The sequence below is a fragment of the Glaciibacter sp. 2TAF33 genome (genome assembly GCF_052114945.1).
Classification (GTDB): domain Bacteria; phylum Actinomycetota; class Actinomycetes; order Actinomycetales; family Microbacteriaceae; genus Cryobacterium.
Map to the genome: position 1 here is coordinate 106926 of NZ_JBFRFS010000001.1, position 21768 is coordinate 128693.

General features: G+C 66.4%; 24 protein-coding genes. 17 read left to right on the forward strand and 7 right to left on the reverse strand.

The features are described from left to right. Positions 1-176 precede the first annotated feature (176 nt). From AB4Y94_RS00595 to cysK, 4 genes are all read right to left on the reverse strand, one after another. On the reverse strand, positions 177-665 hold the full coding sequence (locus AB4Y94_RS00595; protein ID WP_441723737.1) for a DUF2017 family protein: 489 nt from the start codon (positions 663-665) through the stop codon (positions 177-179). Next, positions 662-886, reverse strand: a complete 225-nt coding sequence (gene clpS / locus AB4Y94_RS00600) for an ATP-dependent Clp protease adapter ClpS (protein WP_441724076.1) — start codon at positions 884-886, stop codon at positions 662-664. Before clpS ends, AB4Y94_RS00595 begins: the two co-directional genes overlap by 4 nt. 180 nt (positions 887-1066) lie before the next feature. Then, positions 1067-1675: a serine O-acetyltransferase EpsC gene (gene epsC, locus AB4Y94_RS00605; protein WP_441723738.1), complete on the reverse strand. Its 609-nt coding sequence runs from the start codon at positions 1673-1675 to the stop codon at positions 1067-1069. A 17-nt stretch (positions 1676-1692) separates the two neighbouring features. Then, entirely contained in the window at positions 1693-2631 is a 939-nt protein-coding gene (gene cysK / locus AB4Y94_RS00610) for a cysteine synthase A (protein WP_441723740.1), read from the reverse strand. 152 nt (positions 2632-2783) lie between these two features. Between cysK and prmC the strand changes: the two genes are divergently transcribed. Beyond that, a complete protein-coding gene (gene prmC, locus AB4Y94_RS00615; protein WP_441724077.1) occupies positions 2784-3647 on the forward strand; it encodes a peptide chain release factor N(5)-glutamine methyltransferase in 864 nt (287 codons plus the stop codon). A gap of 10 nt (positions 3648-3657) precedes the next feature. Here the strand turns inward: prmC and AB4Y94_RS00620 are convergent, their stop codons facing one another. Beyond that, positions 3658-4293: an HAD-IA family hydrolase gene (locus AB4Y94_RS00620; protein ID WP_441723742.1), complete on the reverse strand. Its 636-nt coding sequence runs from the start codon at positions 4291-4293 to the stop codon at positions 3658-3660. A gap of 44 nt (positions 4294-4337) precedes the next feature. On the opposite strand from AB4Y94_RS00620, the gene AB4Y94_RS00625 reads away from it, so the two are divergent. From AB4Y94_RS00625 to AB4Y94_RS00680, 12 genes are all read left to right on the forward strand, one after another. Further along, positions 4338-5120: an L-threonylcarbamoyladenylate synthase gene (locus AB4Y94_RS00625; RefSeq protein WP_441723744.1), complete on the forward strand. Its 783-nt coding sequence runs from the start codon at positions 4338-4340 to the stop codon at positions 5118-5120. Positions 5121-5122: 2 nt separating this feature from the next. Further along, positions 5123-6433: an MraY family glycosyltransferase gene (locus tag AB4Y94_RS00630; protein ID WP_441723746.1), complete on the forward strand. Its 1311-nt coding sequence runs from the start codon at positions 5123-5125 to the stop codon at positions 6431-6433. Beyond that, a complete protein-coding gene (locus AB4Y94_RS00635) occupies positions 6430-6924 on the forward strand; it encodes a hypothetical protein (RefSeq protein ID WP_441723748.1) in 495 nt (164 codons plus the stop codon). The genes AB4Y94_RS00630 and AB4Y94_RS00635 overlap by 4 nt, the downstream gene beginning before the upstream one ends. Positions 6925-7109: 185 nt before the next feature. Next, positions 7110-7907 (forward strand): F0F1 ATP synthase subunit A, encoded by a 798-nt coding sequence (gene atpB / locus AB4Y94_RS00640; protein ID WP_441723750.1) that lies wholly within the window; start codon positions 7110-7112, stop codon positions 7905-7907. Positions 7908-7957: 50 nt separating this feature from the next. Further along, entirely contained in the window at positions 7958-8194 is a 237-nt protein-coding gene (gene atpE / locus AB4Y94_RS00645) for an ATP synthase F0 subunit C (RefSeq protein WP_441723752.1), read from the forward strand. A 32-nt stretch (positions 8195-8226) separates the two neighbouring features. Further along, positions 8227-8793 carry a F0F1 ATP synthase subunit B gene (locus tag AB4Y94_RS00650; RefSeq protein WP_441724079.1) on the forward strand — a complete coding sequence of 189 codons (567 nt, stop codon included), beginning with the start codon at positions 8227-8229 and terminating at the stop codon, positions 8791-8793. Between the two features lie 2 nt (positions 8794-8795). Beyond that, positions 8796-9593 carry a F0F1 ATP synthase subunit delta gene (locus AB4Y94_RS00655; protein WP_441723754.1) on the forward strand — a complete coding sequence of 266 codons (798 nt, stop codon included), beginning with the start codon at positions 8796-8798 and terminating at the stop codon, positions 9591-9593. A gap of 90 nt (positions 9594-9683) precedes the next feature. Then, positions 9684-11321, forward strand: coding sequence for a F0F1 ATP synthase subunit alpha (atpA, locus tag AB4Y94_RS00660; protein WP_441724081.1), 1638 nt, complete (start codon positions 9684-9686; stop codon positions 11319-11321). Positions 11322-11364: 43 nt separating this feature from the next. After that, positions 11365-12267 carry a F0F1 ATP synthase subunit gamma gene (locus AB4Y94_RS00665; protein WP_441723756.1) on the forward strand — a complete coding sequence of 301 codons (903 nt, stop codon included), beginning with the start codon at positions 11365-11367 and terminating at the stop codon, positions 12265-12267. Positions 12268-12284: 17 nt separating this feature from the next. Next, the gene (atpD, locus tag AB4Y94_RS00670; protein WP_441723757.1) at positions 12285-13742 is read left to right on the forward strand and encodes a F0F1 ATP synthase subunit beta; all 1458 of its coding nucleotides are present in this window, start codon (positions 12285-12287) and stop codon (positions 13740-13742) included. A 2-nt stretch (positions 13743-13744) separates the two neighbouring features. Continuing rightward, complete coding sequence (locus tag AB4Y94_RS00675) at positions 13745-14008, forward strand: F0F1 ATP synthase subunit epsilon (RefSeq protein WP_441723758.1); 264 nt, start codon at positions 13745-13747, stop codon at positions 14006-14008. Further along, positions 14008-14778 (forward strand): YaaA family protein, encoded by a 771-nt coding sequence (locus AB4Y94_RS00680; RefSeq protein ID WP_441723759.1) that lies wholly within the window; start codon positions 14008-14010, stop codon positions 14776-14778. The genes AB4Y94_RS00675 and AB4Y94_RS00680 overlap by 1 nt, the downstream gene beginning before the upstream one ends. A gap of 97 nt (positions 14779-14875) precedes the next feature. Here AB4Y94_RS00680 and AB4Y94_RS00685 read toward each other — a convergent pair whose 3' ends face one another. After that, positions 14876-15376: a methylated-DNA--[protein]-cysteine S-methyltransferase gene (locus AB4Y94_RS00685; RefSeq protein WP_441723761.1), complete on the reverse strand. Its 501-nt coding sequence runs from the start codon at positions 15374-15376 to the stop codon at positions 14876-14878. 87 nt (positions 15377-15463) lie between these two features. Continuing rightward, a complete protein-coding gene (locus AB4Y94_RS00690) occupies positions 15464-16300 on the reverse strand; it encodes an MBL fold metallo-hydrolase (protein ID WP_441723763.1) in 837 nt (278 codons plus the stop codon). A 44-nt stretch (positions 16301-16344) separates the two neighbouring features. Here AB4Y94_RS00690 and AB4Y94_RS00695 point away from each other — a divergent pair, with 44 nt between their 5' ends. From AB4Y94_RS00695 to AB4Y94_RS00710, 4 genes are read left to right on the forward strand one after another with little or no spacing between them, the layout of a single operon-like run. Next, a complete protein-coding gene (locus AB4Y94_RS00695; protein WP_441723765.1) occupies positions 16345-17307 on the forward strand; it encodes an aldo/keto reductase in 963 nt (320 codons plus the stop codon). 40 nt (positions 17308-17347) lie between these two features. Next, positions 17348-17965 (forward strand): TetR/AcrR family transcriptional regulator, encoded by a 618-nt coding sequence (locus AB4Y94_RS00700; RefSeq protein ID WP_441723767.1) that lies wholly within the window; start codon positions 17348-17350, stop codon positions 17963-17965. Between the two features lie 15 nt (positions 17966-17980). Beyond that, a complete protein-coding gene (locus tag AB4Y94_RS00705; protein WP_441723768.1) occupies positions 17981-19714 on the forward strand; it encodes an ABC transporter ATP-binding protein in 1734 nt (577 codons plus the stop codon). Continuing rightward, complete coding sequence (locus AB4Y94_RS00710) at positions 19711-21702, forward strand: ABC transporter ATP-binding protein (protein ID WP_441723770.1); 1992 nt, start codon at positions 19711-19713, stop codon at positions 21700-21702. Before AB4Y94_RS00705 ends, AB4Y94_RS00710 begins: the two co-directional genes overlap by 4 nt. Positions 21703-21768: the final 66 nt, after the last annotated feature.

The window sequence follows — 21768 nt, forward strand, 5'->3', positions numbered from 1 at the left end:
TTAAGGCGCGCCTCAGTCGTGGAGGGCCCGAATATTCCGGCGGCGCGTGCGTAACGGCTGGTATTTTTGCCTCAACCGCCCGATAAAGGCCTCAACCGGCGTTTTTGGCAGGAATCCCAGCGGTTACGCACGCGGCTGTGGGCAGGGGTCGGCGCAGAGGCCTGAATCGGGCCGCCTCAGTCGTCGAGGGCTCGAACGATCATCTCCTGCAGGTCGCCGAGCCAGTAGTAGCTCTCCTGCAACGGCATCGCAGCCACGTCGGTGCGCCCCTCGTCGTCGTCGGACTCGATCCCGAGCCGATTCGCGATCGTGAGCCGCAGATCGGTGAGCGTGCTCAGCCACTGCTCTGCGCTGTGCCCCTGCACCACGATCACCCGCGCGTCGGCTTTCGCGGCGGGGTCGAGCCCACTGTCCAGGGCTACCCGCACCGCCTGCGCGTTGGCGACCTTGCGCTCGGTCAGCCCGGCCGCCGTGAAGCGCCGGAACTCCGCAGCTGCCTCATCGTCATCGGGGTACGCGTTCGGCAGCAGCCGATCCAGCGCCGGGTCTGAGTCACTCTGCAACACCTCCACCAGCTGGTCGAGCAGGCCGGCGAGGAACATCCGCTCAAAGGACGACAGCTCAACGGATGCTGTGCCCCGGTCACTCCGGCTGACCCAGGTCACGAATCCACCTTGGCGACCGTCGCCCAGAGACCGAATTCGTGCATGGCCTCGACGTGGCGCTCCATCGCCTCCCGGTTGCCCTGGGCGACGACGGCGCGGCCGTCGTTGTGCACCTGCAGCATGAGCTTCTCGGCCGTGGGCTTGGAGAAGCCGAAGTAGCTTCGGAACACGTGCACGACGTACGACATCAGGTTGACCGGGTCGTTCCAGACCACGGTCATCCAGGGTGTGTCGAGGGTCGTCTCTTCACGGACGCGCGTGTCTTCCAGAGTGAGTGCCACCGGACAAGCGTTGCACACGCCGACCCGCTCGGGGGAGCCGGCGCCAGGCGTGCGCTGCACCGTTTGCGATGCGAAAAGGGCTCCCGGGCGCCCGCGGTGATGTTTTCGACGAACTCGGGCTTACAGGTGCCGGTGCTCGTGGTCGTGCTCGATCTGAGGCAGGACCACGCCGCCGCGCGCCGACTCGACCGTGTCCGGTTTCGCCGGGCGCGCCGTCGCGGGGATCCCGACCAGCAGCGAGTTGGGCGGCGCGTCCTTGGTGACGACGGCGTTCGCGCCGATGGTGCTCCAGGCGCCGATCAGCACCGGCCCGAGCACCTTGGCGCCCGCGCCAACGGTCACGCCGTCCTCGAGCGTCGGATGCCGTTTCGCGCCGCGGGGCACCCCGTGCCGGCTCTTTCCGCCGAGCGTCACCCCGTGGTAGAGCATCACGTCGTCGCCGAGCTCCGCGGTCTCGCCGATCACCACGCCCATTCCATGGTCGATGAAGAGCCGCCGCCCGATCCGCGCGCCGGGGTGGATCTCGATCCCGGTGAGGAAACGGGCGAACTGGGAGACCAGCCGGGCGGGTAGGCGGAGGCCGGCCAGCCACAGCCGGTTCGCCACCCTGTATGCCCAGACGGCATGCAGCCCGCTGTAGGCGAGGAACACCTCGGCGTTGCTGCGCGCGGCCGGGTCGTGGGCACGCGCTGTGGCGACGTCCTCATGGATGCGCGACAAGACTCCCATGGTGCAACGGGCCTTCGTCAGTCGCGCAGGTCTTCGTAGAGCACGGTCGAGATGTACCGCTCACCGAAGTCGGGGACCACGACGACGATGGTCTTGCCCGCGTTCTCGGGCGACTTGGCCTGCTCGAGTGCTGCCCAGACGGCTGCGCCGCCGGAGATGCCGGCCAGGATGCCCTCGTCCGTGGCCAGGCGCCGGGCGGTGCTGAGCGCGTCGGCGAGGGTGACGTCGGAGACCTCGTCGTAAATGTCCGTGTCGAGGACCTCGGGGACGAAGTTCGCGCCGATGCCCTGGATCTTGTGCGGGCCCGGTGCGCCACCGGAGAGGATGGGGGAGTCGATCGGTTCGACCGCGACGATCTTCAGCGCCGGCTTTCGTTCCTTCAGCAGGCCGCCCGCGCCGGTGATGGTGCCGCCGGTGCCGATGCCGGCGACGAAGACGTCGACGGCGCCGTCGGTGTCGTCCCAGATCTCGACGCCGGTGGTGGCGCGGTGGATCGCGGGGTTGGCCGGGTTTTGGAACTGGCGGGCGGCAATGGCGCCCGGGGTGGCGGCGATGATCTCGCGCGCCTTCTCGAGGGCGCCGGTCATGCCGATGGCGCCAGGGGTGAGCACGATCTCGGCGCCGTAGGCGCGGAGGAGTACTCGGCGCTCCGTGCTCATGGTGTCCGGCATCACCAGGATCACCCGATAGCCGCGTGCCGCGCCGACCAGGGCGAGCGCGATCCCGGTGTTGCCGCTGGTAGCCTCAACGATCGTGCCGCCGGCCTGCAGCTCGCCCGACTCCTCAGCGGCGTCGACGATGGCGACGCCGATGCGGTCCTTCACGCTGCCCGCCGGGTTGTAGAACTCAAGCTTGGCCAGCACCGTCGCATCCGCTCCATCGGTGATGCGGCCCAGGCGAACCAGGGGAGTGCGGCCGACGGCCCGGGTGATGTCGGAGTAGATCTGTGCGGCCATGGTGCGCCTTTCGCTCGGAAACCGGTCCTGACGGCTCGCATGGAGCCGTGTTCAGCCTAGAGCCACGGGAGCTGCCAGCGCTGTGCGTTACATTCCACTATGTGAGCCAAACCCCTGCCGAGCCATCCGGAACAGATCCATCCGCGCCAGCCATGCCCGCAACCGTCACCGCGCTGCGCGAGCTGGTGGTCGGGCAGCTGTCCCGCGCCGGCATCGGTGACCCCGAGGTCGACGCCGACCTGTTGATCGGCCACGTGGTCGGACAGAGCCGGGGCCAGGTGCAGGCTGCCGGTATCGTGGGCGCCGCCATCACCGCAGCGGATGCCGCTTCCGTACTCGCCCTTGCCGCGCGCCGGGTGGCGCGTGAGCCCCTGCAGCACATCACCGGACGCGCCCCGTTCCGCTCGCTCAACCTCCAGGTCGGCCCTGGCGTGTTCGTGCCGCGTCCCGAGACCGAGCAGGTCGCCCAATTCGCGATCGACGCCCTCCGCGAGATGCCGGCAGACGCGCCGATCGGCGTCGACCTCGGAACCGGGAGCGGCGCGATCGCCCTGGCCATGGCCACCGAGGTGCCGCACGCCCGGGTCTGGGCGGTGGAGAACTCGGCTGATGCCTTCCCCTGGACCACTCGCAACTTCGACGAAGTCGCCGCGCCGAACGCCACGCTGGTCTTCGGCGACCTGGCCGACGCCCTGGCCGAGCTCGACGGCCGCGTCGACGTGGTGATCTCCAACCCGCCGTACATTCCAGCGGATGCGATCCCGCGCGACCCGGAGGTGCGCCTCTTCGACCCGGCCCACGCGCTCTACGGCGGGCCGGACGGCCTCGACGTGGTGCGGCACGTCTCGCGGACGGCGCTCCGGCTGCTCCGGCCCGGCGGCACCCTGGTGATCGAGCACGGCGAGCTCCAGGGCGGTGAGATCCGGGCGCTGCTGGACGCCGACGGCTGGCGGGCGACCGCCACCCACCGCGATTACACCACCCGGGACCGCGCGACCACCGCGATCCGTCCCTGACGCGCGCGACTCAGCGCGCCCGGTTCGCGAACGCGTCGATCGCCGCGTTCAGCCCATCCACGTCATAGCCGCCGTCGATCTCCCGGAACTGCCACGCGTGCATCCCGGCGGCCCGTGCGCCATCAACATTGGCCGCACTGTCGTCGAACAGGATCGCGTTCTCCGGCGCGACGCCATAGACGCCCAGGGCCCGGGTGTAGATGCGACGCTCGGGCTTCTCGGCACCGAGCACCGCGGAGGTGAGGTCGTTGCCCTGCAGGATGTCGGACACCTCGGGCGCCAGCACCGGAAGCGAGTCCCGGAACGGCACCGGGTTGTTGGACAGCAGCGACACCGTGCCGAGGGTCGACGCCCGGCGGAGCGCGGCGATCGCACCCGGGATCGGAGCCATCGCCGCGGCCCTGGCCTGCTGCCACTGCTCCAGCGTCAGCGTCGTGCCGGTGACCTCGCGCCAGGCGTCCAGGTACTCGTCGCTGGAGCGGAACTCACCCTCGTCCGCCGCGGTCTCGAAGCCGCCGACCCACCAGGTCGCAGCCAGGTGGTACTGGCTGGAACCGGTGAGACGCGCCAGCGCGGGAAGCCGCTTCCGAAAATCGTAGGCATAGAGGGTCTTGTCGCAGTCGAAGAAGTACACGTCCGTGCCCATGCTCCCCAGTATCCCCCCAACGTGCTGGACTAGAATCGGTCCCAATGGGACGCATCTACGACTGCACGGTCGAATCTGAATACACGGCCGGCTTGAGGTTGGCACGCTCGGCGATCGCCCGAGGTGCGCTCGTCGTCATCCCCACCGACACCGTCTACGGTGTCGCGGCAGACGCGTTCAATCCCGAAGCCGTGCAGAAGCTGCTGGACGCCAAGGGGCGGGGTCGGCAGTCGCCCCCTCCGGTGCTCATCCCGGGCATCCCGACCCTCGATGCGCTGGCGCAGAACATCCCGCAGCCGGTCCGAGACCTCGTTGCCGCGTTCTGGCCCGGCGGCCTGACCGTGATCCTGGAGGCCCAGCCCTCGCTGGCGTGGGACCTGGGTGAAACCAGGGGCACCGTGGCGCTCCGCATGCCGAGCAACACCGTTGCGCTCGACCTGCTGGCCGAGACCGGTCCGCTGGCGGTCTCGTCGGCCAACCGCACCGGGCTCCCGGCCGCCATCGACGCAATCGGCGCCGAAGAGATGCTCGGCACCAGCATCTCCGTGTACCTCGACGGGGGAGTCGCGGGCCTCGGCTACGAGCCGGTCGGCGACCGTGCAGGGGACACCTCGTCCACCATCATCGACGCGACCGGCTTCGACTCCAACGGCACCCTGCGGATCGTGCGGAACGGCGTGATCACGCGCGGAGCCATCGAGGCCGTGATCGGTGACGCGCTCGCCCCGGCGCGCGTCACACCGGTCGCATCCGGTGCATCCGTCGACACCGACGACGACGCGCCAACGGATGCCGCCACCGGCGACGACCGGGCCGCAACCGGCTGACAATGACCCTCTTCATACTGCTCGCGCTCGTCTCAGCCGTCGTCACGTTCGCACTGTCGATCGTGGTGCTGAAACTCAGCCACCGCTATCGCCTCTATCCCAAGATCAGGGAACGCGACGTGCACACCCGGCCGACTCCGCGCCTGGGCGGGATCGCTATGTTCATCGGCATCCTGGCCGCGGTCGGGGTGTCCTACCTGATCGCGGCGCAGTTCGCCCCGCTCCGCCTGATCTTCGCGAATCCGCAGCAGATCCTGTCGATCCTCGGCGCGGCGTTGCTCATCGTCCTGCTGGGCGTCGCCGACGACATCTGGGACCTGGACTGGATGACCAAGCTGGCCGGGCAGTTCATCGCCGCCGGCCTGATCGCCTGGCAGGGGGGCGTGCAGGTTTACTCCCTCCCGATCGGTGGGCTCACTGTCGGCTCCGGCTGGATGTCGATCGTCATCTCGGTCGTCGCGATCGTCGTGGTGATGAACATGATCAACTTCATCGACGGGCTCGACGGGCTCGTCGCCGGGGTGGCCTTGATCGCCAACGGCGTCTTCTTCCTCTACAGCTACCTGTTGGTGCGGGACACCTCGCCCACCAACTACTTCAACCTGGCGTCCCTGATCGCGGCGATCCTGGTCGGCGCGTGTATCGGCTTCCTCCCGATCAACTGGCATCCGGCGAAGATGTTCATGGGAGACGCCGGCGCACTGCTGGTCGGCCTGCTGATGGCGACGTCGGCGATCGCGATCACCGGCCAGGTCGACCCGGCCGCCGTCAACCGGTCCCAGCTGTTCCCCGCATTCATCCCCATCCTGCTGCCGGTGGCGATCCTGATCATCCCCCTGCTCGACTTCGGCCTGGCGGTGTTCCGGCGAGTGCGCGCGGGGAAGTCCCCGTTCAGCGCCGACCGGAAGCACCTCCACCACCGGCTGCTGGACATGGGACACTCCCACCTGCACGCCGTGTTGATCTTCTACGGCTGGACGGCGGCGGCGTCCGTCGGCTGCCTGCTGTACTTCGTACTGCCGGTCTATTTCCAGCTGCCCACCTGGTACGCCACCATCTTCCTGGTCGTGGCCCTGCTGATCTGCACGGTCGTCACCCTCGCGCCGCTCAGCCGTCGAAAGGCCGTCGAGGCGGCCAGCCAGCTCTCCCCGGACGACACCCCAAATGCCGAGGAGACCGCTTTCCTCGACCCGCTCGACCAGGCAGCCCAGACAGCCCAGGCAGCCCAGCACAGCCTGCGCGAGACCACTACCACCGCCACTACGGCCGCGCCCATAGCCACCGCTCCGGCGACGACTGAGGAGAAACCATGACCCCCGTGTCACCCGTCCCCACACCAACCCCGTCGCCGGCCCCTGAACCCACCTCGGTGCCGGTCTTCCGGCAGATCCTGGCCTATGGAAGCATCCTGGCCCTGGCGATCGCGGTGGTCGGCGCCATCCTCGGCGGCATCTTCGCCGGAGGCGCGGGCGTTGTGAGCGCGCTGGTCGGCACGGCGATGTCGGTCGTGTTCATGGGGATCACGGCCGGCAGCATCCTGTTCGCCAACCGGTTCGCGGGCCGCGAATCCGCCATCGGCGCCTTCTTCGGGATCGTGATGGGCGGATGGTTGCTGAAATTCATCGTATTCCTGGTGCTGGTCGTGGTGCTGAAGGACCAGCCCTGGGTCGCCCCGGTCGTCCTCTTCCTCAGCATCATTGCCGGGGTCGTGGGCTCGCTCGTTGTCGACGTTGTCGTGGTGATGAAGAGCCGGGTCGCTTATGTCAGCGACGTCACCCTGCCCGAGGCCCCGCGGGACCAGTGAGCGACCGGTCCCACCGGCCGTACTCGCCGTCGATTCGGTGAGCGCTTGGGTTTATTGCTACAGTATGTAGAGATTCCCCCCGGTTTACACCCGCTACGTTCGCGTCGTAAACCTGCCATTCACTCGTCGCCCGGAGAGCTCGGCTCACCGCCCCGAAACAGGAGATAGCGCTGCTAGAGAACGCTGTGAACCTGCTGGTCCCGTCCGCAAACGACGACGGTGGCTTCCATGGTCCCACCATCAATGAATTCTTCCCCGACATCGTCTTGTTCGGCGGTACGCCGTTCGAGATGAACCGCATCATGATCATCCGGGTTATCTCGATGATCGTGCTGATGATCATCTTCTGGATCGGCACTCGTCGCATGAAGGTCGTTCCGACCCGCATGCAGAGCCTGGTCGAAATGGGCCTGGACTTCGCCCGCGTCAACATTGCCGAAGACATCCTCGGCAAGAAAGACGGAAAGCGGTTCCTGCCGCTGATCACCACCATGTTCTTCCTGGTGCTGTTCATGAACCTCACCGGCGTGATCCCCTTCTTCAACATCGCCGGCACCTCGGTCATCGGCGTTCCGCTGTTGCTCGCCGTGGTCGCCTACGTCGTGTTCATCTACGCCGGCATCAAGAAGAACCCGGGCAACTTCTTCCGGAATGCGCTCTTCCCGCCCGGTGTGCCGCCGGCGCTGTACATCATCGTCACGCCGATCGAGTTCATCTCGACCTTCATCGTGCGCCCAATCACGCTCACCCTCCGGCTCATGATGAACATGATCGTCGGCCACCTGCTCCTGGTGCTGTTCTTCTCCGCCACCCAGTTCTTCTTCTTCTCCGCCGACGGCGCCTTCAAGCTCTTCGGTGCCGGAACCCTGGTGTTCGGTTTCGCCTTCACCCTGTTCGAACTGCTGATCGCGGTCCTGCAGGCCTACATCTTTGCCCTGCTCACGGCTGTGTACATCCAGCTCGCAGTGGCTGAGGAACACTAAACAACGAATCCGGCATCCGCCGAATTCGCTCATCACGGAAGGAAATACACGTGGACGCAACAACCGTTCTCGCGGCAATCTCGGGAAACATCGCGACCGTCGGTTACGGCCTCGCAGCAATCGGCCCGGCCATCGGCGTGGGCATCGTCGTCGGCAAGACGATCGAGGGCGTGGCTCGCCAGCCTGAACTGGCCGGCCGCCTGCAGGTTCTCATGTACATCGGTATCGCATTCACCGAGGCGCTCGCCTTCATCGGTATCGCCACGTACTTCATCTTCACCTCCTAATCCCTCTTTTCTACGTCTAGTCAGGAGGCATGATGCTTCACGCAGTGATTGCAGCTGCCGCCGGGGAGGCGCAGCCCAACCCGCTCCTCCCCGAGCTTTACGACATCGTCTGGTCGGCGGTGTGCTTCGTCGTCATTCTGTTCTTCTTCTGGAAGATTATTCTTCCGAAAATGCAGAAGCTCCTCGACGACCGCGCTGAGGCCATCGAAGGAAACATTGCCAAGGCGGACGACGCCCAGCGCAAGGCCGAGGCTGCTCTCGAGCAGTACACGGCCCAGCTCGCCGAGGCGCGCGTCGAAGCCGGAACGATCCGGGAGCAGGCTCGCACCGACGGTGCGAAGATCCTCGCCGAGTTCAAGGAGCAGGCATCCGCTGAGGCCGCCCGCATCACCGCGAACGCGCAGACCCAGATCGAGGCCGAGCGCCAGGCGGCCGTCGTGTCGTTGCGCTCAGAGGTCGGCAGCCTGGCCATCGACCTCGCGTCCGGAGTCATCGGCGAGAGCCTGACCGACGACGCGAAGGCCGCTCGCCTGGTCGACCGGTTCCTGGCCGACCTCGAGGCTTCCGAGAACGCAACACCGACCGCCGGAAAGAACTAGCAATGGGAAGCGCCACCAGAGAAGCCCTCGCCGTCTCACGTGCGGTCCTGTCCGCCCAGGGCGGCACGGCCGACCTGGCGACGGGTGAAAGCCTTCTCGAGGCCGGGCGGGTCGTCGGCAGCTCCCCGCAGCTGCTCGCTGCGCTGGCCGACCCCTCAGCGGATGCCGCGGCGAAGGTCGCACTCATCGGCGGCGTGTTCTCCTCCGGTGTGACCCCGCGGGCACTCGAGCTCTTGCAGGCCATCGCTGCGGAGCGTTGGTCCGGCCACGGCGACCTGCTCGCCGGAATCGAAGACCTCGGCATTCGAGCCGTCGCCGCGTCCTCGCCCGCGCCCGGTTCCATCGAGGCCGAGCTGTTCGCGGTCGGCACGACGGTGTCGTCCGACTCGGAACTCGAACTCGCGCTGGCGAGCAAGCTCGGCGCCGCGGGGGCCAAGGCGAGCCTCGTCGATGCCTTGTTGACCGGAAAGGCCTCGGCGCAGACCCTCGCGATCGTTCGGCACCTGGTCCTGCAGCCTCGCGGCCGCCGGATCGGTGAACTACTCAGCCACGCGGCATCCGTTGTCGCGGACCAGGCCGGAACGGCAATCGCCACGGTCAGCAGCGCGACACCGATCGCGGCAGAACAACTGACTCGTCTGAAGACGGAATTGGCACGGCGGTACGGCCGTGAGCTCACGGTGAACCTGGTCATCGACCGGGCACTCGTCGGCGGCCTTCGGATCCAGATCGGCGATGACGTCATCGATGGCACCGTCGCCACCCGTCTCAATGACTTGAGAATCCAGCTTGCTGGCTGACCTACGGTCAGTCAGAAACCACAAAACCTCGAAACGGCAGCGTTTCTTGAAAGACAGAACCTGTACACCCCGTGCAGAAAAGGGAAGATGATGGCAGAACTAACGATCAGCCCGGATGAGATCCGCGATGCTCTCAAGGACTTCGTCAAGTCGTACGAACCCGACAAGGCGTCGACCACCGAGGTCGGCTACGTCACCACGGCCGGCGACGGAATCGCACACGTCGAGGGACTCCCCGGTGTGATGGCGAACGAGCTCATCAAATTCTCCGACGGCACGCTGGGCCTGGCCCAGAACCTCGACGAAGACGAGATCGGTGTCATCGTGCTCGGCGAGTTCAACGGCATCGTCGAAGGCATGGAGGTGCACCGCACCGGAGAAGTTCTCTCCGTCCCCGTCGGCGACGCGTTCCTCGGTCGTGTCGTTGACCCGCTGGGCGCCCCGATGGACGGTCTCGGCGAGATCGCGTCCGAAGGCCTTCGCGCCCTCGAACTGCAGGCCCCCGGCGTCATGCAGCGCAAGTCCGTGCACGAGCCGATGCAGACCGGTATCAAGGCCATCGACGCCATGATCCCGATCGGCCGCGGCCAGCGCCAGCTCATCATCGGCGACCGCCAGACCGGCAAGACGGCCATTGCGATCGACACCATCATCAACCAGAAGGCCAACTGGGAGTCCGGCGACGCCAACAAGCAGGTGCGCTGTATCTATGTTGCGATCGGTCAGAAGGGCTCGACCATCGCCGGCATCAAGGGCGCGCTGGAAGACGCCGGAGCGATGGAGTACACCACCATCGTCGCCGCGCCGGCCTCCGACCCGGCCGGCTTCAAGTACCTCGCCCCGTACACCGGCTCGGCCATCGGCCAGCACTGGATGTACGCCGGCAAGCACGTCCTGATCATCTTCGATGACCTGTCCAAGCAGGCCGAGGCATACCGGGCCGTGTCGCTGCTGCTGCGCCGCCCGCCGGGACGCGAGGCCTACCCCGGTGACGTGTTCTACCTGCACTCCCGCCTGCTCGAGCGTTGCGCGAAGCTCTCCGACGAACTGGGTGCCGGCTCGATGACCGGCCTGCCGATCATCGAGACCAAGGCGAACGATGTCTCCGCGTACATTCCGACCAACGTGATCTCGATCACCGACGGCCAGATCTTCCTGCAGTCCGACCTGTTCAACGCCAACCAGCGTCCCGCTGTCGACGTCGGCATCTCGGTCTCCCGGGTGGGTGGAGACGCCCAGGTCAAGTCGATCAAGAAGGTCTCCGGCACGCTCAAGCTCGAGCTGGCCCAGTACCGCTCACTCGAGGCCTTCGCGATGTTCGCCTCCGACCTCGACGCGGCGAGCCGCCGTCAGCTCGCTCGCGGCGCCCGCCTCACCGAGCTGCTCAAGCAGCCGCAGTACTCGCCGTACCCGATCGAGGACCAGGTCGTCTCGATCTGGGCCGGAACCAACGGAAAACTCGACGAGGTCCCGGTCGAGGACGTGCTGCGTTTCGAGCGCGAACTCCTCGACCACCTCGCCCGCAACACCAGCGTGCTCACCACCCTGCGTGAGACGAACGTGTTGAGCGACGAGACCGTTGCGACGTTGGGCACCGAGGTCGACAAGTTCAAACTGGAGTTCCAGACCGGTGAGGGTAAGCCCCTCGCTTCGGTCGGCAAGGAACAGTTCGACGCCATTGCGGCCGAAGACGTCAACCAGGAAAAGATTGTGAAGCAGCGGCGCTAGCCTCGTGCCAGCAACCGTCCAATCACTGAACAGGAAGTAAGACATGGGAGCGCAACTTCGGGTCTACCGGCAGAAGATCAAATCTGCCCAGACGACCAAGAAGATCACTCGGGCCATGGAGCTGATCTCCGCGTCGCGCATTCAAAAGGCGCAGGCGCGGGTCGCAGCATCCACCCCGTACTCGCGGGCGATCACGCGCGCTGTGTCGGCGGTGGCCACCTACTCGAATGTCAACCACGTTCTGACGACGGAACCCGAGAAGATCGAGCGCGCTGCGGTCGTGATCTTCGCCTCCGACCGCGGACTGGCCGGTGCGTTCAGTTCCCAGGTGCTTCGCGAGGCCGAGGAACTGAGCGAGCTGCTGCGCGGCCAGGGCAAGGACGTCGTCTATTTCCTGGTGGGACGCAAGGCGGTGGCGTACTTCAGCTTCCGCCGTCGACCGTCAGAGCGGGTCTGGACCGGCGGCACCGACCAGCCGATGTTCGAGACCGCCAAGGAGATCGGCGATGCGCTGCTCGAGTCCTTCCTCCGCGACGCGGACGACGGTGGGGTCGACGAGATCCACATCGTCTACAACCGTTTCGTGAGCATGGTCACCCAGGTTCCTGAGGTTGTTCGCCTGCTTCCCCTCGAGGTCGTTGAAGGCGTCGAGGAGCCGGACAACAACGTGGTCCTGCCGCTGTACGAATTCGAACCGGATGTCGAGACCGTCCTGGACGGGCTGCTCCCGGTTTACATCGAGAGCCGACTGTTCAACGCCATGCTGCAGTCGGCAGCGTCGGAGCACGCCAGCCGCCAGAAGGCCATGAAGTCGGCGAGCGACAACGCGGACAAGCTGATCACCGACTACACGCGGCTGGCCAACAACGCCCGCCAGTCCGAGATCACTCAGCAGATTTCCGAGATCGTGGGTGGAGCCGACGCGCTCTCATCCGCCAAGAACTAATCAGAGAAGAGAGAGCAATGACTGACACCGCAACCGCGCCAGTCCAGGCGAAGGCAGGCGCGACCGGGCGAATCGCCCGCGTCACCGGCCCCGTCGTCGACATCGAGTTTCCGCACGACTCCATCCCGGGTATCTACAACGCGTTGAAGACCACCATCACGATCGGTGACGACTCCCGGGTCATCACGCTCGAAGTGGCGCTGCACCTCGGCGACGACCTGGTTCGCGCCATCGCACTGAACCCGACCGACGGACTGGTCCGCGGCCAGGACGTGCAGGACACCGGAGCCCCGATCACGGTTCCGGTCGGCGACGTCACCAAGGGCAAGGTCTTCAACGTCATCGGCGAGGTGCTCAACGCCGAGCCCGGCGAGCAGATCGAGATCACCGAGCGCTGGCCGATCCACCGCCAGCCCCCGCCCTTCGACCAGCTTGAGTCGAAGACCCAGATGTTCGAGACCGGCATCAAGTCGATCGACCTGCTGACCCCGTACGTGCTCGGCGGCAAGATCGGCCTGTTCGGCGGCGCCGGTGTCGGCAAGACCGTGCTGATCCAGGAAATGATCCAGCGCGTCGCTCAGGACCACGGTGGTGTGTCAGTGTTCGCCGGCGTCGGTGAGCGCACCCGTGAGGGCAACGACCTCATCCACGAAATGGAAGAAGCAGGCGTCTTCGACAAGACCGCCCTGGTCTTCGGCCAGATGGACGAGCCGCCGGGAACCCGTCTCCGCGTCGCCCTGTCGGCCCTGACCATGGCGGAGTACTTCCGCGACGTGCAGAAGCAGGACGTGCTGTTGTTCATCGACAACATCTTCCGCTTCACGCAGGCCGGGTCCGAGGTTTCCACCCTGCTCGGCCGGATGCCGTCCGCCGTGGGTTACCAGCCGAACCTCGCCGACGAGATGGGTGTGCTCCAGGAGCGCATCACCTCCACGCGCGGCCACTCGATCACGTCGCTGCAGGCCATCTACGTGCCTGCTGACGACTACACCGACCCGGCACCGGCGACCACGTTCGCCCACCTCGACGCGACCACCGAGCTCAGCCGCGCTATCGCCTCGAAGGGCCTCTACCCGGCGATCGACCCGCTGACGTCGACCAGCCGCATCATGGACCCCCGCTACTTAGGCGAGGACCACTACCGGGTGGCCACCACGGTCAAGCAGATCCTCCAGAAGAACAAGGAACTGCAGGAGATCATCGCCATCCTCGGTGTCGACGAGCTCTCCGAAGAAGACAAGGTCACTGTGTCGCGCGCCCGTCGCATTGAGCAGTTCCTGTCCCAGAACACCTACATGGCCAAGAAGTTCACCGGCGTCGAGGGTTCCACCGTGCCGCTCAAGGAGACGATCGCCTCGTTCGACGCGATCGCCAAGGGCGAGTACGACCACGTCGCAGAGCAGGCCTTCTTCAACGTCGGCGGCATCGGCGACGTGGAAGAGAAGTGGGCTCAGATCCAGAAGGAGAACGGCTAACCATGGCGGCGCCGCTCAACGTCAGCGTTGTCTCGGCGGACCACGAGGTGTGGTCCGGCGAGGCGACGATGGTCATCGCGCGCACCGTCGAGGGCGAGATCGGCATCCTGGCGGGCCACGAGCCGATGCTCGCCGTACTCGCCAGCGGTGAGGTGCGGGTCACGCTGGTCGGCGGCGAGAAGATCGCCGCCGAGGCGGCAGACGGCTTCCTCTCCGTGGAGAACGACACCGTCACGATCGTGGCGCGCAAGGCTGAACTCGTTTAGTGCTCGTACTGCTTCCGCCGTCTGAGACGAAGCGAGACGGCGGAACAGGCGGGCCGCTTGAGTACAGCGCGCTCGCATACCCGACGTTGAATCCGAAGCGGCGGATGCTGGTGCGTGCGCTCCGCACGCTGTCCCGCGATCATTCCGCCACCGTCTCCGCGCTCAAGCTGGGCCGCACGCAGCTGGACGAGGTCGCCCGCAACCGGGCACTCGCCAGTTCGGCGACAATGCCGGCGATGGACCGCTATACCGGTGTGTTGTACGACGCGCTGGACGCGGCGACGCTGGATGGTGCCGCGCGTGATTTCGCCGCAGAGCACGTGCTGGTGCACTCCGCGCTGTTCGGGCTGCTGTCGGCGGGTGACCCGATCCCGGCGTACCGGTTGTCGCACGACTCGCGGCTGCCTGGCATCCCGCTGAAAGGGCACTGGGCGGAGGTGATCCGGGCGGCGCTCGCGTCGGCCGGGGGAGTCGTGCTCGATCTCCGCTCGGAGGCGTATGTGGCGCTCGGCCCCGTTTCCGCCGGACCGCACACGGCCTTCCTCCGTGTCGTCGCAGAGGCCGGCGACGGCCAGCGGCGCGCGCTCAACCATTTCAACAAGAAGTCCAAGGGTGAGTTCACCCGCGCGCTGGTTCTGCACGGTGAGGATTTCACCAGCGTCGCCGCGCTCTGCGACTGGGCGAACAGTTCCGGGTTCCGGTTGCACCCCGGGGCGGCGGGCGAACTCGAGCTGGTGGTTGAGGAAGTCGTCGCGGCCAAGCGCAACTGACGCCCAGCCTTGTCTGAGCACACTCGAATCAATTCAAGCTTGAATGAACCCAGGCTTGAATGAACCCGGGCTCGAACATGCTCAGGCTTGAATGAATTCAGGCCGCGTGGGCGATCTTCTCGTGCGCGAGCAGCCAGACCTTGGTGGTGATGCCGTCGCCGCCGCTGTAGCCGGTGATTCGGCCGTTCGAGGCCAGCACCCGGTGGCAGCCGATGATGATCGGAATCGGATTGGCGCCGACCGCGCCGCCGATCGCCCGGGCCGAACCGGGCTTGCCGACTTCCACGCCGAGCTCGCCGTAGGAGATGTACTCGCCGAACCCGAGGGCCGCGAGGCGGTTCCAGACGCTGCGCTGGAACACTGTTCCGGAGACGAAGCGCACCGGGAGGTCGAAGCTGGTGCGGGTGCCGGCAAAATACTCGTCAAGCTGCTGCGCCGCCCGCTCGAGGAGGGGAGAAGGCCGGTCCGGTTCGTCTTCCAGCGGTGTGTGGCCGTTGCGCGCGATGGTGAGGGACAGGATGTTCTCCGCGTCGGCAGTGAGTTCCAGCATTCCGATGGGGCTGGACAGGTGAATCAGGTCGAGGGCTGTGCTGGTCATGCTTCGACTGTAGCCGCGGCATCAGGCACGCTCTCGCGGAATTCGGACATCGGTGCATAACTTCCCGGAACGGTCGCCTGTGGAGGACTATCCCTGACCACGCCCATTCAAGAGTGCATGGCCGCGGCGCACGGCTGCCTCGATGTTCCATTCCGGCAGTCCTGTTTCAGCGACCAGGCGGGTGACGACGGTGCCGAGCGGTTCGGAGCGTTCAAACGACGTCGTGATGGCCTCGGCCACCCGGTGGAGGGTTTCCGCCTGCCGTCCGACGAAATCACGGTCGACCGGCCGGCCGTGCCCGGGGACGACGATGGACCCGGCGCCGAGAAGGTTCGCCAGCCGGTCGAGGACACCCGGCCATTCGAGCGGGAAACTGCCGGATCCGTACATCGGCGGGCCTGACTCCTCCACCACGTCGCCGACGATCCAGACGTCTGCGTCCGGCACCTCGACGACCAGGTCGGTGTCGGTGTGCCCGGGCTGGAGCGGGAGGAGGCGGACCTCGCGGCCACCCAGGTCGAGCCGTGTCGGCGCGGAGACGAGATGCGTGGGAGGCGTCGGCAGCACGCCGTCCCAGTCGTGCTGCGGCTCGACGGCCGGGTCAGCGGTCCACGCGTCGAGCCTCGGTTGTTCGTACGCGCTGAAGTGCGCGGGAATGCGCGCGTGGCCGTAGATCTCGGCCTGGGTCCGGAACCGCTGGTTGCCGAACGTGTGGTCGTAATGCGCATGCGTGTTGACGACCCAGCGGATGCTGAGGTTCGTCACCTCCGCGGCATCGGTGATGATCTGCTCCGCTTCGCGCGGATTGCCGCGGGTGTCCACCAGCAACAGGCCGTCCGCCCCGCTGACCAGGCAGACGGAAACATCGAGCGGCTCGTATCGGCGATGGAATACCCCGTCAGCCAGTTCCGTCCAGTTCGCCACCCTCCGAGCATAGGCGCGCGGGGCTGTGCGGATAGTCTGGTGGCATGGCTCAGATCGACTACCGCAGACTCGGCAATTCCGGCCTGATCGTTTCCTCGATCGGGCTCGGCTGTAACAACTTCGGCCGGGCCGGTACCGCATCAGAGGGCCAGGACGGCACCACTGCCGTGGTCGACGCGGCGATCGAAGCCGGCGTGACGCTGTTCGACACGGCGGACATCTACGGGAACGAGCGCGGGCTGAGTGAGACGCTCATGGGCCACGCGCTGAAGGGCAAACGCGACCAGATCGTGCTCGCGACCAAGTTCGGCATGGACATGGGCGGACTGAACGGCCCGGATTGGAACGCGCGAGGCTCCCGCCGGTACATCCGGCTGGCCGTTGAAGCGTCACTCCGCCGGCTGCAGACGGACTGGATCGACCTCTACCAGCTGCACCGGCCCGACCCGAACACGCCGATCGAGGAAACCCTCGACACGCTCGACGACCTCATCACCGAGGGCAAGGTGCGTTACATCGGCCACTCCAACCTGGCCGGCTGGCAGGTCGCCGAAGCCGAGTTCACCGCCCGGCTGCACGGCCACCCTTCGTTCATTTCTGCGCAGAACGAGTACAACCTGCTCACCCGCGACGCCGAAGACGAGGTGCTGCCGGCGGTCAATGCGTACGGGCTCGGCTTCCTTCCCTTTTTCCCGCTTTACAACGGCCTGTTCACCGGCAAGTTCTCTCGGGAGGGCGGCCCGGCCGACAGCCGGATCATGCGCATCCGGAAGAACCTGCTCGACGACGCACCGTGGGACCTGATCGAGCAGTACGAGGCGTTCTGCGCCGAACGCGGCGTCACGATGCTCGCCGCGACGTTCGCCTGGCTGTTGGCGCAGCCCGGGCTCACCAGCGTGATCGCCGGCGCCACCCGGCCGGAGCAGATCGTCGCGAACGCGGATGCCGCGACGGCCTGGACACCGTCAGCGGACGAGGTCGACTGGATTTCGAATTTGTTCGCCTGAACCCTTGTGAGTGAGCGCTCACTCAGCTAGATTCGCCTGCGTGATCCAGAAGTTCAGCCGCGCCAAGCCGCTGCCGGTCGAGGACCGTCAGGACATGATCATCGACGCGGTGATCCCCCTCCTGATGGAGCGCGGGCACGCCGTGACCACGAAACAGATCGCCGATGCCGCCGGCATCGCGGAGGGCACCATCTTCCGTGCGTTCGGCGACAAGGAAACCCTGGTGCGCGCGGCCATCGAGCGACACTTCGACCCGGCGCCGCTGCGCGCCAGCCTGGCCAGGATCGACCCAGCCCTGCCGCTCGAGGACAAGATTCGCATCGTGATCGAGCTGCTCCAGGCCCGGTTCGGGGGCATCGTCCGGATGATGAGCGTGATGGGGCACGGAGAGCGTCCAGTCCGGCCCACACCGCCGACGCACTCCGAATACGCGGGGATCGTGGCGCAGGCGCTCGCACCCGACCTCGACCGACTGAATTGGCCCGCAGAGCGTGTCGCCCCGTTGATTCGTTTGATCGCCTTCTCGACCTCGATTCCGATGTTCACCGAGGCCACCCCGTTCACCACCGACGAACTCACCCGGTTCGTCCTCTACGGGATCGCCGGCCATCCGGCCCCCGAACTCGCCGCGGCCACCTCCGCCGCAACCGCCGTCTAGGGAATTGAGAATTTCGTGCTGTGGAAATTGCTCGTGCGTTACCTGCGTCCACACTGGCCGCTGTTGCTGGCGGTGGTCGTATTCCAGTTGGCGCAGTCGATCGCGTCGCTCTACCTGCCCACGCTGAACGCCGACATCATCGATGAGGGCGTCGCCAAGGGGGACACCGGCTACATCATGTCGACCGGCGCCATGATGCTCGGGATCACGCTGGCCCAGATCGTCTGCGCGATCATCGCGGTGTACTTCGGGGCGAAGGCGGCGATGAGGGTAGGCCGCGACCTGCGCGGCGCGGTGTTCGGCCGGGTCGGGGAATTCTCCGAACAGGAGGTGACCCGGTTCGGGGCTGCGTCTCTGATCACCCGCTCCACGAACGACGTGCAGCAGGTCCAGATGCTGGTGTTGATGACGTCGACGCTGATGGTGTCCGCACCGATCCTCTGCATCGGCGGCATCATCATGGCCATGCGACAGGACCTCGAGTTGTCATGGTTGATCGCCGTGAGTGTGCCGGTGCTGCTCGTCGCCGTCGGCCTGATCGTCGTGCGGATGGTCCCGCTGTTCCAGAAGATGCAAAAGCGCATCGACACCGTCAACCGGGTCCTCCGGGAGCAGCTCACCGGCATCCGCGTGGTGCGTGCCTTCGTCCGCGAAGGTGTGGAGACCGAGCGGTTCCACGGTGCCAACGCCGACGTGACGGATGTCGCGCTGCGGGCCGGCCGATTGATGGCGCTGATGTTCCCCGTGGTGATGCTGGTGTTGAACGTGTCCAGTGTCGCGGTGATCTGGTTCGGGTCGTTCCGCGTGGAGAACGGTTCGATGCAGGTCGGCACCCTGATCGCCTTCCTCAGCTACCTGATGCAGATCCTGATGTCCGTGATGATGGCCACATTCATGGCGGTGATGATCCCGCGCGCGGCGGTCTGCGCAGACCGCATCGGCGAGGTCCTGGCCACCGACTCCAGCGTGCATCCGCCTCTCAACCCCGTCACAGAGACCAGCCACCGGGGCGAGATCGAGCTGCTCGACGTCGGCTTCGCCTACCCCGGCGCGGAGCAGGCCGTGCTCAGCAACATCAGCTTCATCGCCCGCTCCGGACAGACCACCGCCATCGTCGGCAGCACCGGGGCCGGCAAGACAACGCTGGTCAACCTGTTGCCGCGATTGTTCGACGCCACCAGCGGTTCGGTCCTCGTCGACGGCGTGAACGTGAAGGAGCTTCACCCCGACCTGCTGTGGGGCCACATCGGACTGGTACCGCAGAAACCGTACCTCTTCTCAGGGACCGTGCGCAGCAACCTGCAGTACGGAAAGCCCGACGCCACCGAGGATGAACTCTGGCGGGCGCTCACCATCGCCCAGGCCAGGGACTTCGTCGAGGAGATGGAGGGAGGGCTCGACGCCCCGATCTCCCAGGGCGGCACGAACGTCTCCGGCGGCCAACGGCAGCGCCTGGCCATCGCCCGTGCGCTGGTCAAGCGGCCGGAACTCTACATCTTCGACGACTCATTCTCCGCGCTCGACACGGCAACGGATGCCCGCCTGCGGCAGGCACTCGCCCGCAACGTGGACGGCGCCACCATGATCATCGTCGCGCAGCGGGTGTCGACCATCATCGACGCCGACCAGATCCTGGTGCTCGAGGACGGCCGCATCGCCGGCCGGGGAACCCATGACGAATTGCTGGAGACCTCCGAGACCTACCGTGAGATCGTGTCGTCCCAGCTCACCCCGGAGGAAGCAGCATGAGCGACTCACACGAAGAGCACGCTGAACCGGCGGCCGCACCGGCCAGGCCGCCGATCCGACGCGGTCCGATGGGCGGTGGCCCGTTCGGCGGCATCGGCGTGCCCGCCGAGAAATCGATGAACTTCGGCCCGAGCGCGAAACGCCTGCTGGGCAAACTCCGCCCCGAGCGGATGTGGCTGGCACTCGTGCTGTTGCTGGCCGTGATCAGCGTCACATTCTCCGTGATCGGTCCCAGCCTGCTCGGCCGCGGCACCAACCTCATCTTCTCCGGAGTGGTCTCCCAGCAGCTGCCGGCGGGTGCCACCAAGGCCGGCGTCATCGCGCAGTTGCGCGCCAACGGGCAGAACCAGCAGGCGGACATGCTCAGCGGCATGGACCTGCACCCGGGCCATGGCATTGATTTCGCGGCGCTCACCAATGTGCTGATGTGGGTGCTGGTGCTGTACATCCTGGCATCCGTTTTCAGCTGGGGGCAGGCCTGGCTGCTGAACGGCATCGTGCAGCGCACGGTGTTCCGGTTGCGCGAGGAGATCGAAGCAAAGGTCAACCGGCTGCCGCTGCGCTACTTCGACCGGATGCAGCGTGGCGAGCTGCTGAGCAGGGTCACCAACGATGTCGACAACATCTCGCAGAGCATGCAACAGACGCTGAGCCAGGCGGTGACGTCGCTTCTGACCGTGGTGGGGGTGATCGGGGCGATGTTCCTGATCTCACCGCCGCTCGCGCTGATCGCCCTGGTCACCGTGCCGCTGACCCTCGTGGTCACCGCGCTGATCGCAAAGCGCTCGCAGAAACTGTTCGTCGCGCAGTGGACCCACACCGGCGCGCTGAACGGCCAGATCGAGGAGACCTTCACCGGCCACGCCCTGGTCAAGGTGTTCGGCCGCCAGCGCGAGGTGGACGAGCGGTTCCGGCAGAAGAATGAGGAGCTTTATAAGGCCAGCTTCGGCGCGCAATTCATCAGCGGCATGATCATGCCGGCGATGACGTTCATCGGCAACCTGGTCTATGTGGCGATCGCGGTCGTCGGCGGGCTGTTCGTCGCCTCGGGAACGATGCAGCTCGGCGACGTGCAGGCGTTCATCCAGTACTCCCGGCAGTTCACCCAGCCACTGGCCCAACTCGGGTCGATGGCGAACCTGCTGCAGTCAGGTGTGGCATCCGCTGAACGGGTGTTCGACCTGCTCGACGCGGACGAGCAGAGCCCTGACCCGGTCCCCGCGCGCACCCCGGCCGCCACGCGCGGGCGGCTGGTGTTCGATGACGTGTCATTCCGCTACAACCCCGACCATCCGCTGATCGAGCACCTCGACCTGGTCGCAGAACCGGGCCAGACCATCGCGATCGTCGGGCCGACCGGCGCGGGCAAGACCACACTGGTCAACCTGATGATGCGCTTCTACGAGATCGATTCAGGCCGGATCACCATCGACGGTGTCGACATCGCCACGATGACCCGCGACGACCTCCGTTCGCGCCTGGGAATGGTGCTGCAGGACACCTGGCTGTTCGGCGGGACCATCCGCGACAACATCGGATACGGGCGAACGGATGCCACGGAGGCCGAGATCCTGGAAGCGGCCAAGGCCACCTACGTTGACCGGTTCGTGCACTCGCTTCCCGACGGCTACGACACGGTGCTCGACGACGAGGGCGGCAACGTCAGCGCGGGGGAGAAGCAGCTCCTGACGATCGCCCGGGCGTTCCTGGCGAGGCCGAGTGTGCTGATCCTCGACGAGGCGACCAGCTCGGTCGACACCCGCACCGAGGTGCTGGTGCAGAAGGCGATGAGTGCGCTCCGCGCCGACCGCACCAGTTTCGTGATCGCGCACCGGCTGTCCACGATCCGCGACGCCGACCTGATCCTGGTGATGGAGTCGGGGAGCATCGTTGAGCAGGGAACGCATGCGGAACTGCTCGCGGCGGAGGGCGCGTACTTCAACCTCTACAACGCACAGTTCGCCGCGCCGGTCGCCGACGAGGTCTAGAGCGACAGACCGCGCGCACGCGTGCGGTCACAGTGCCGCTTTCGCGGGTCCCTGACGGCGCTGTGC

Excerpts from the sequence above, each read along its gene's own strand:
- prmC (WP_441724077.1), top strand. The coding sequence starts at position 2,784 with ATGCCCGCAACCGTCACCGCGCTGCGCGAGCTGGTGGTCGGGCAGCTG.
- AB4Y94_RS00665 (WP_441723756.1), top strand. The coding sequence starts at position 11,365 with ATGGGAGCGCAACTTCGGGTCTACCGGCAGAAGATCAAATCTGCCCAG.
- atpA (WP_441724081.1), top strand. The coding sequence starts at position 9,684 with ATGGCAGAACTAACGATCAGCCCGGATGAGATCCGCGATGCTCTCAAG.
- AB4Y94_RS00625 (WP_441723744.1), top strand. The coding sequence starts at position 4,338 with ATGGGACGCATCTACGACTGCACGGTCGAATCTGAATACACGGCCGGC.
- AB4Y94_RS00630 (WP_441723746.1), top strand. The coding sequence starts at position 5,123 with ATGACCCTCTTCATACTGCTCGCGCTCGTCTCAGCCGTCGTCACGTTC.
- AB4Y94_RS00620 (WP_441723742.1), bottom strand. The coding sequence starts at position 4,293 with ATGGGCACGGACGTGTACTTCTTCGACTGCGACAAGACCCTCTATGCC.
- AB4Y94_RS00710 (WP_441723770.1), top strand. The coding sequence starts at position 19,711 with ATGAGCGACTCACACGAAGAGCACGCTGAACCGGCGGCCGCACCGGCC.
- AB4Y94_RS00685 (WP_441723761.1), bottom strand. The coding sequence starts at position 15,376 with ATGACCAGCACAGCCCTCGACCTGATTCACCTGTCCAGCCCCATCGGA.
- atpD (WP_441723757.1), top strand. The coding sequence starts at position 12,285 with ATGACTGACACCGCAACCGCGCCAGTCCAGGCGAAGGCAGGCGCGACC.
- AB4Y94_RS00695 (WP_441723765.1), top strand. The coding sequence starts at position 16,345 with ATGGCTCAGATCGACTACCGCAGACTCGGCAATTCCGGCCTGATCGTT.
- AB4Y94_RS00675 (WP_441723758.1), top strand. The coding sequence starts at position 13,745 with ATGGCGGCGCCGCTCAACGTCAGCGTTGTCTCGGCGGACCACGAGGTG.
- AB4Y94_RS00635 (WP_441723748.1), top strand. The coding sequence starts at position 6,430 with ATGACCCCCGTGTCACCCGTCCCCACACCAACCCCGTCGCCGGCCCCT.
- cysK (WP_441723740.1), bottom strand. The coding sequence starts at position 2,631 with ATGGCCGCACAGATCTACTCCGACATCACCCGGGCCGTCGGCCGCACT.
- epsC (WP_441723738.1), bottom strand. The coding sequence starts at position 1,675 with ATGGGAGTCTTGTCGCGCATCCATGAGGACGTCGCCACAGCGCGTGCC.
- AB4Y94_RS00650 (WP_441724079.1), top strand. The coding sequence starts at position 8,227 with ATGCTTCACGCAGTGATTGCAGCTGCCGCCGGGGAGGCGCAGCCCAAC.
- clpS (WP_441724076.1), bottom strand. The coding sequence starts at position 886 with ATGACCGTGGTCTGGAACGACCCGGTCAACCTGATGTCGTACGTCGTG.
- AB4Y94_RS00655 (WP_441723754.1), top strand. The coding sequence starts at position 8,796 with ATGGGAAGCGCCACCAGAGAAGCCCTCGCCGTCTCACGTGCGGTCCTG.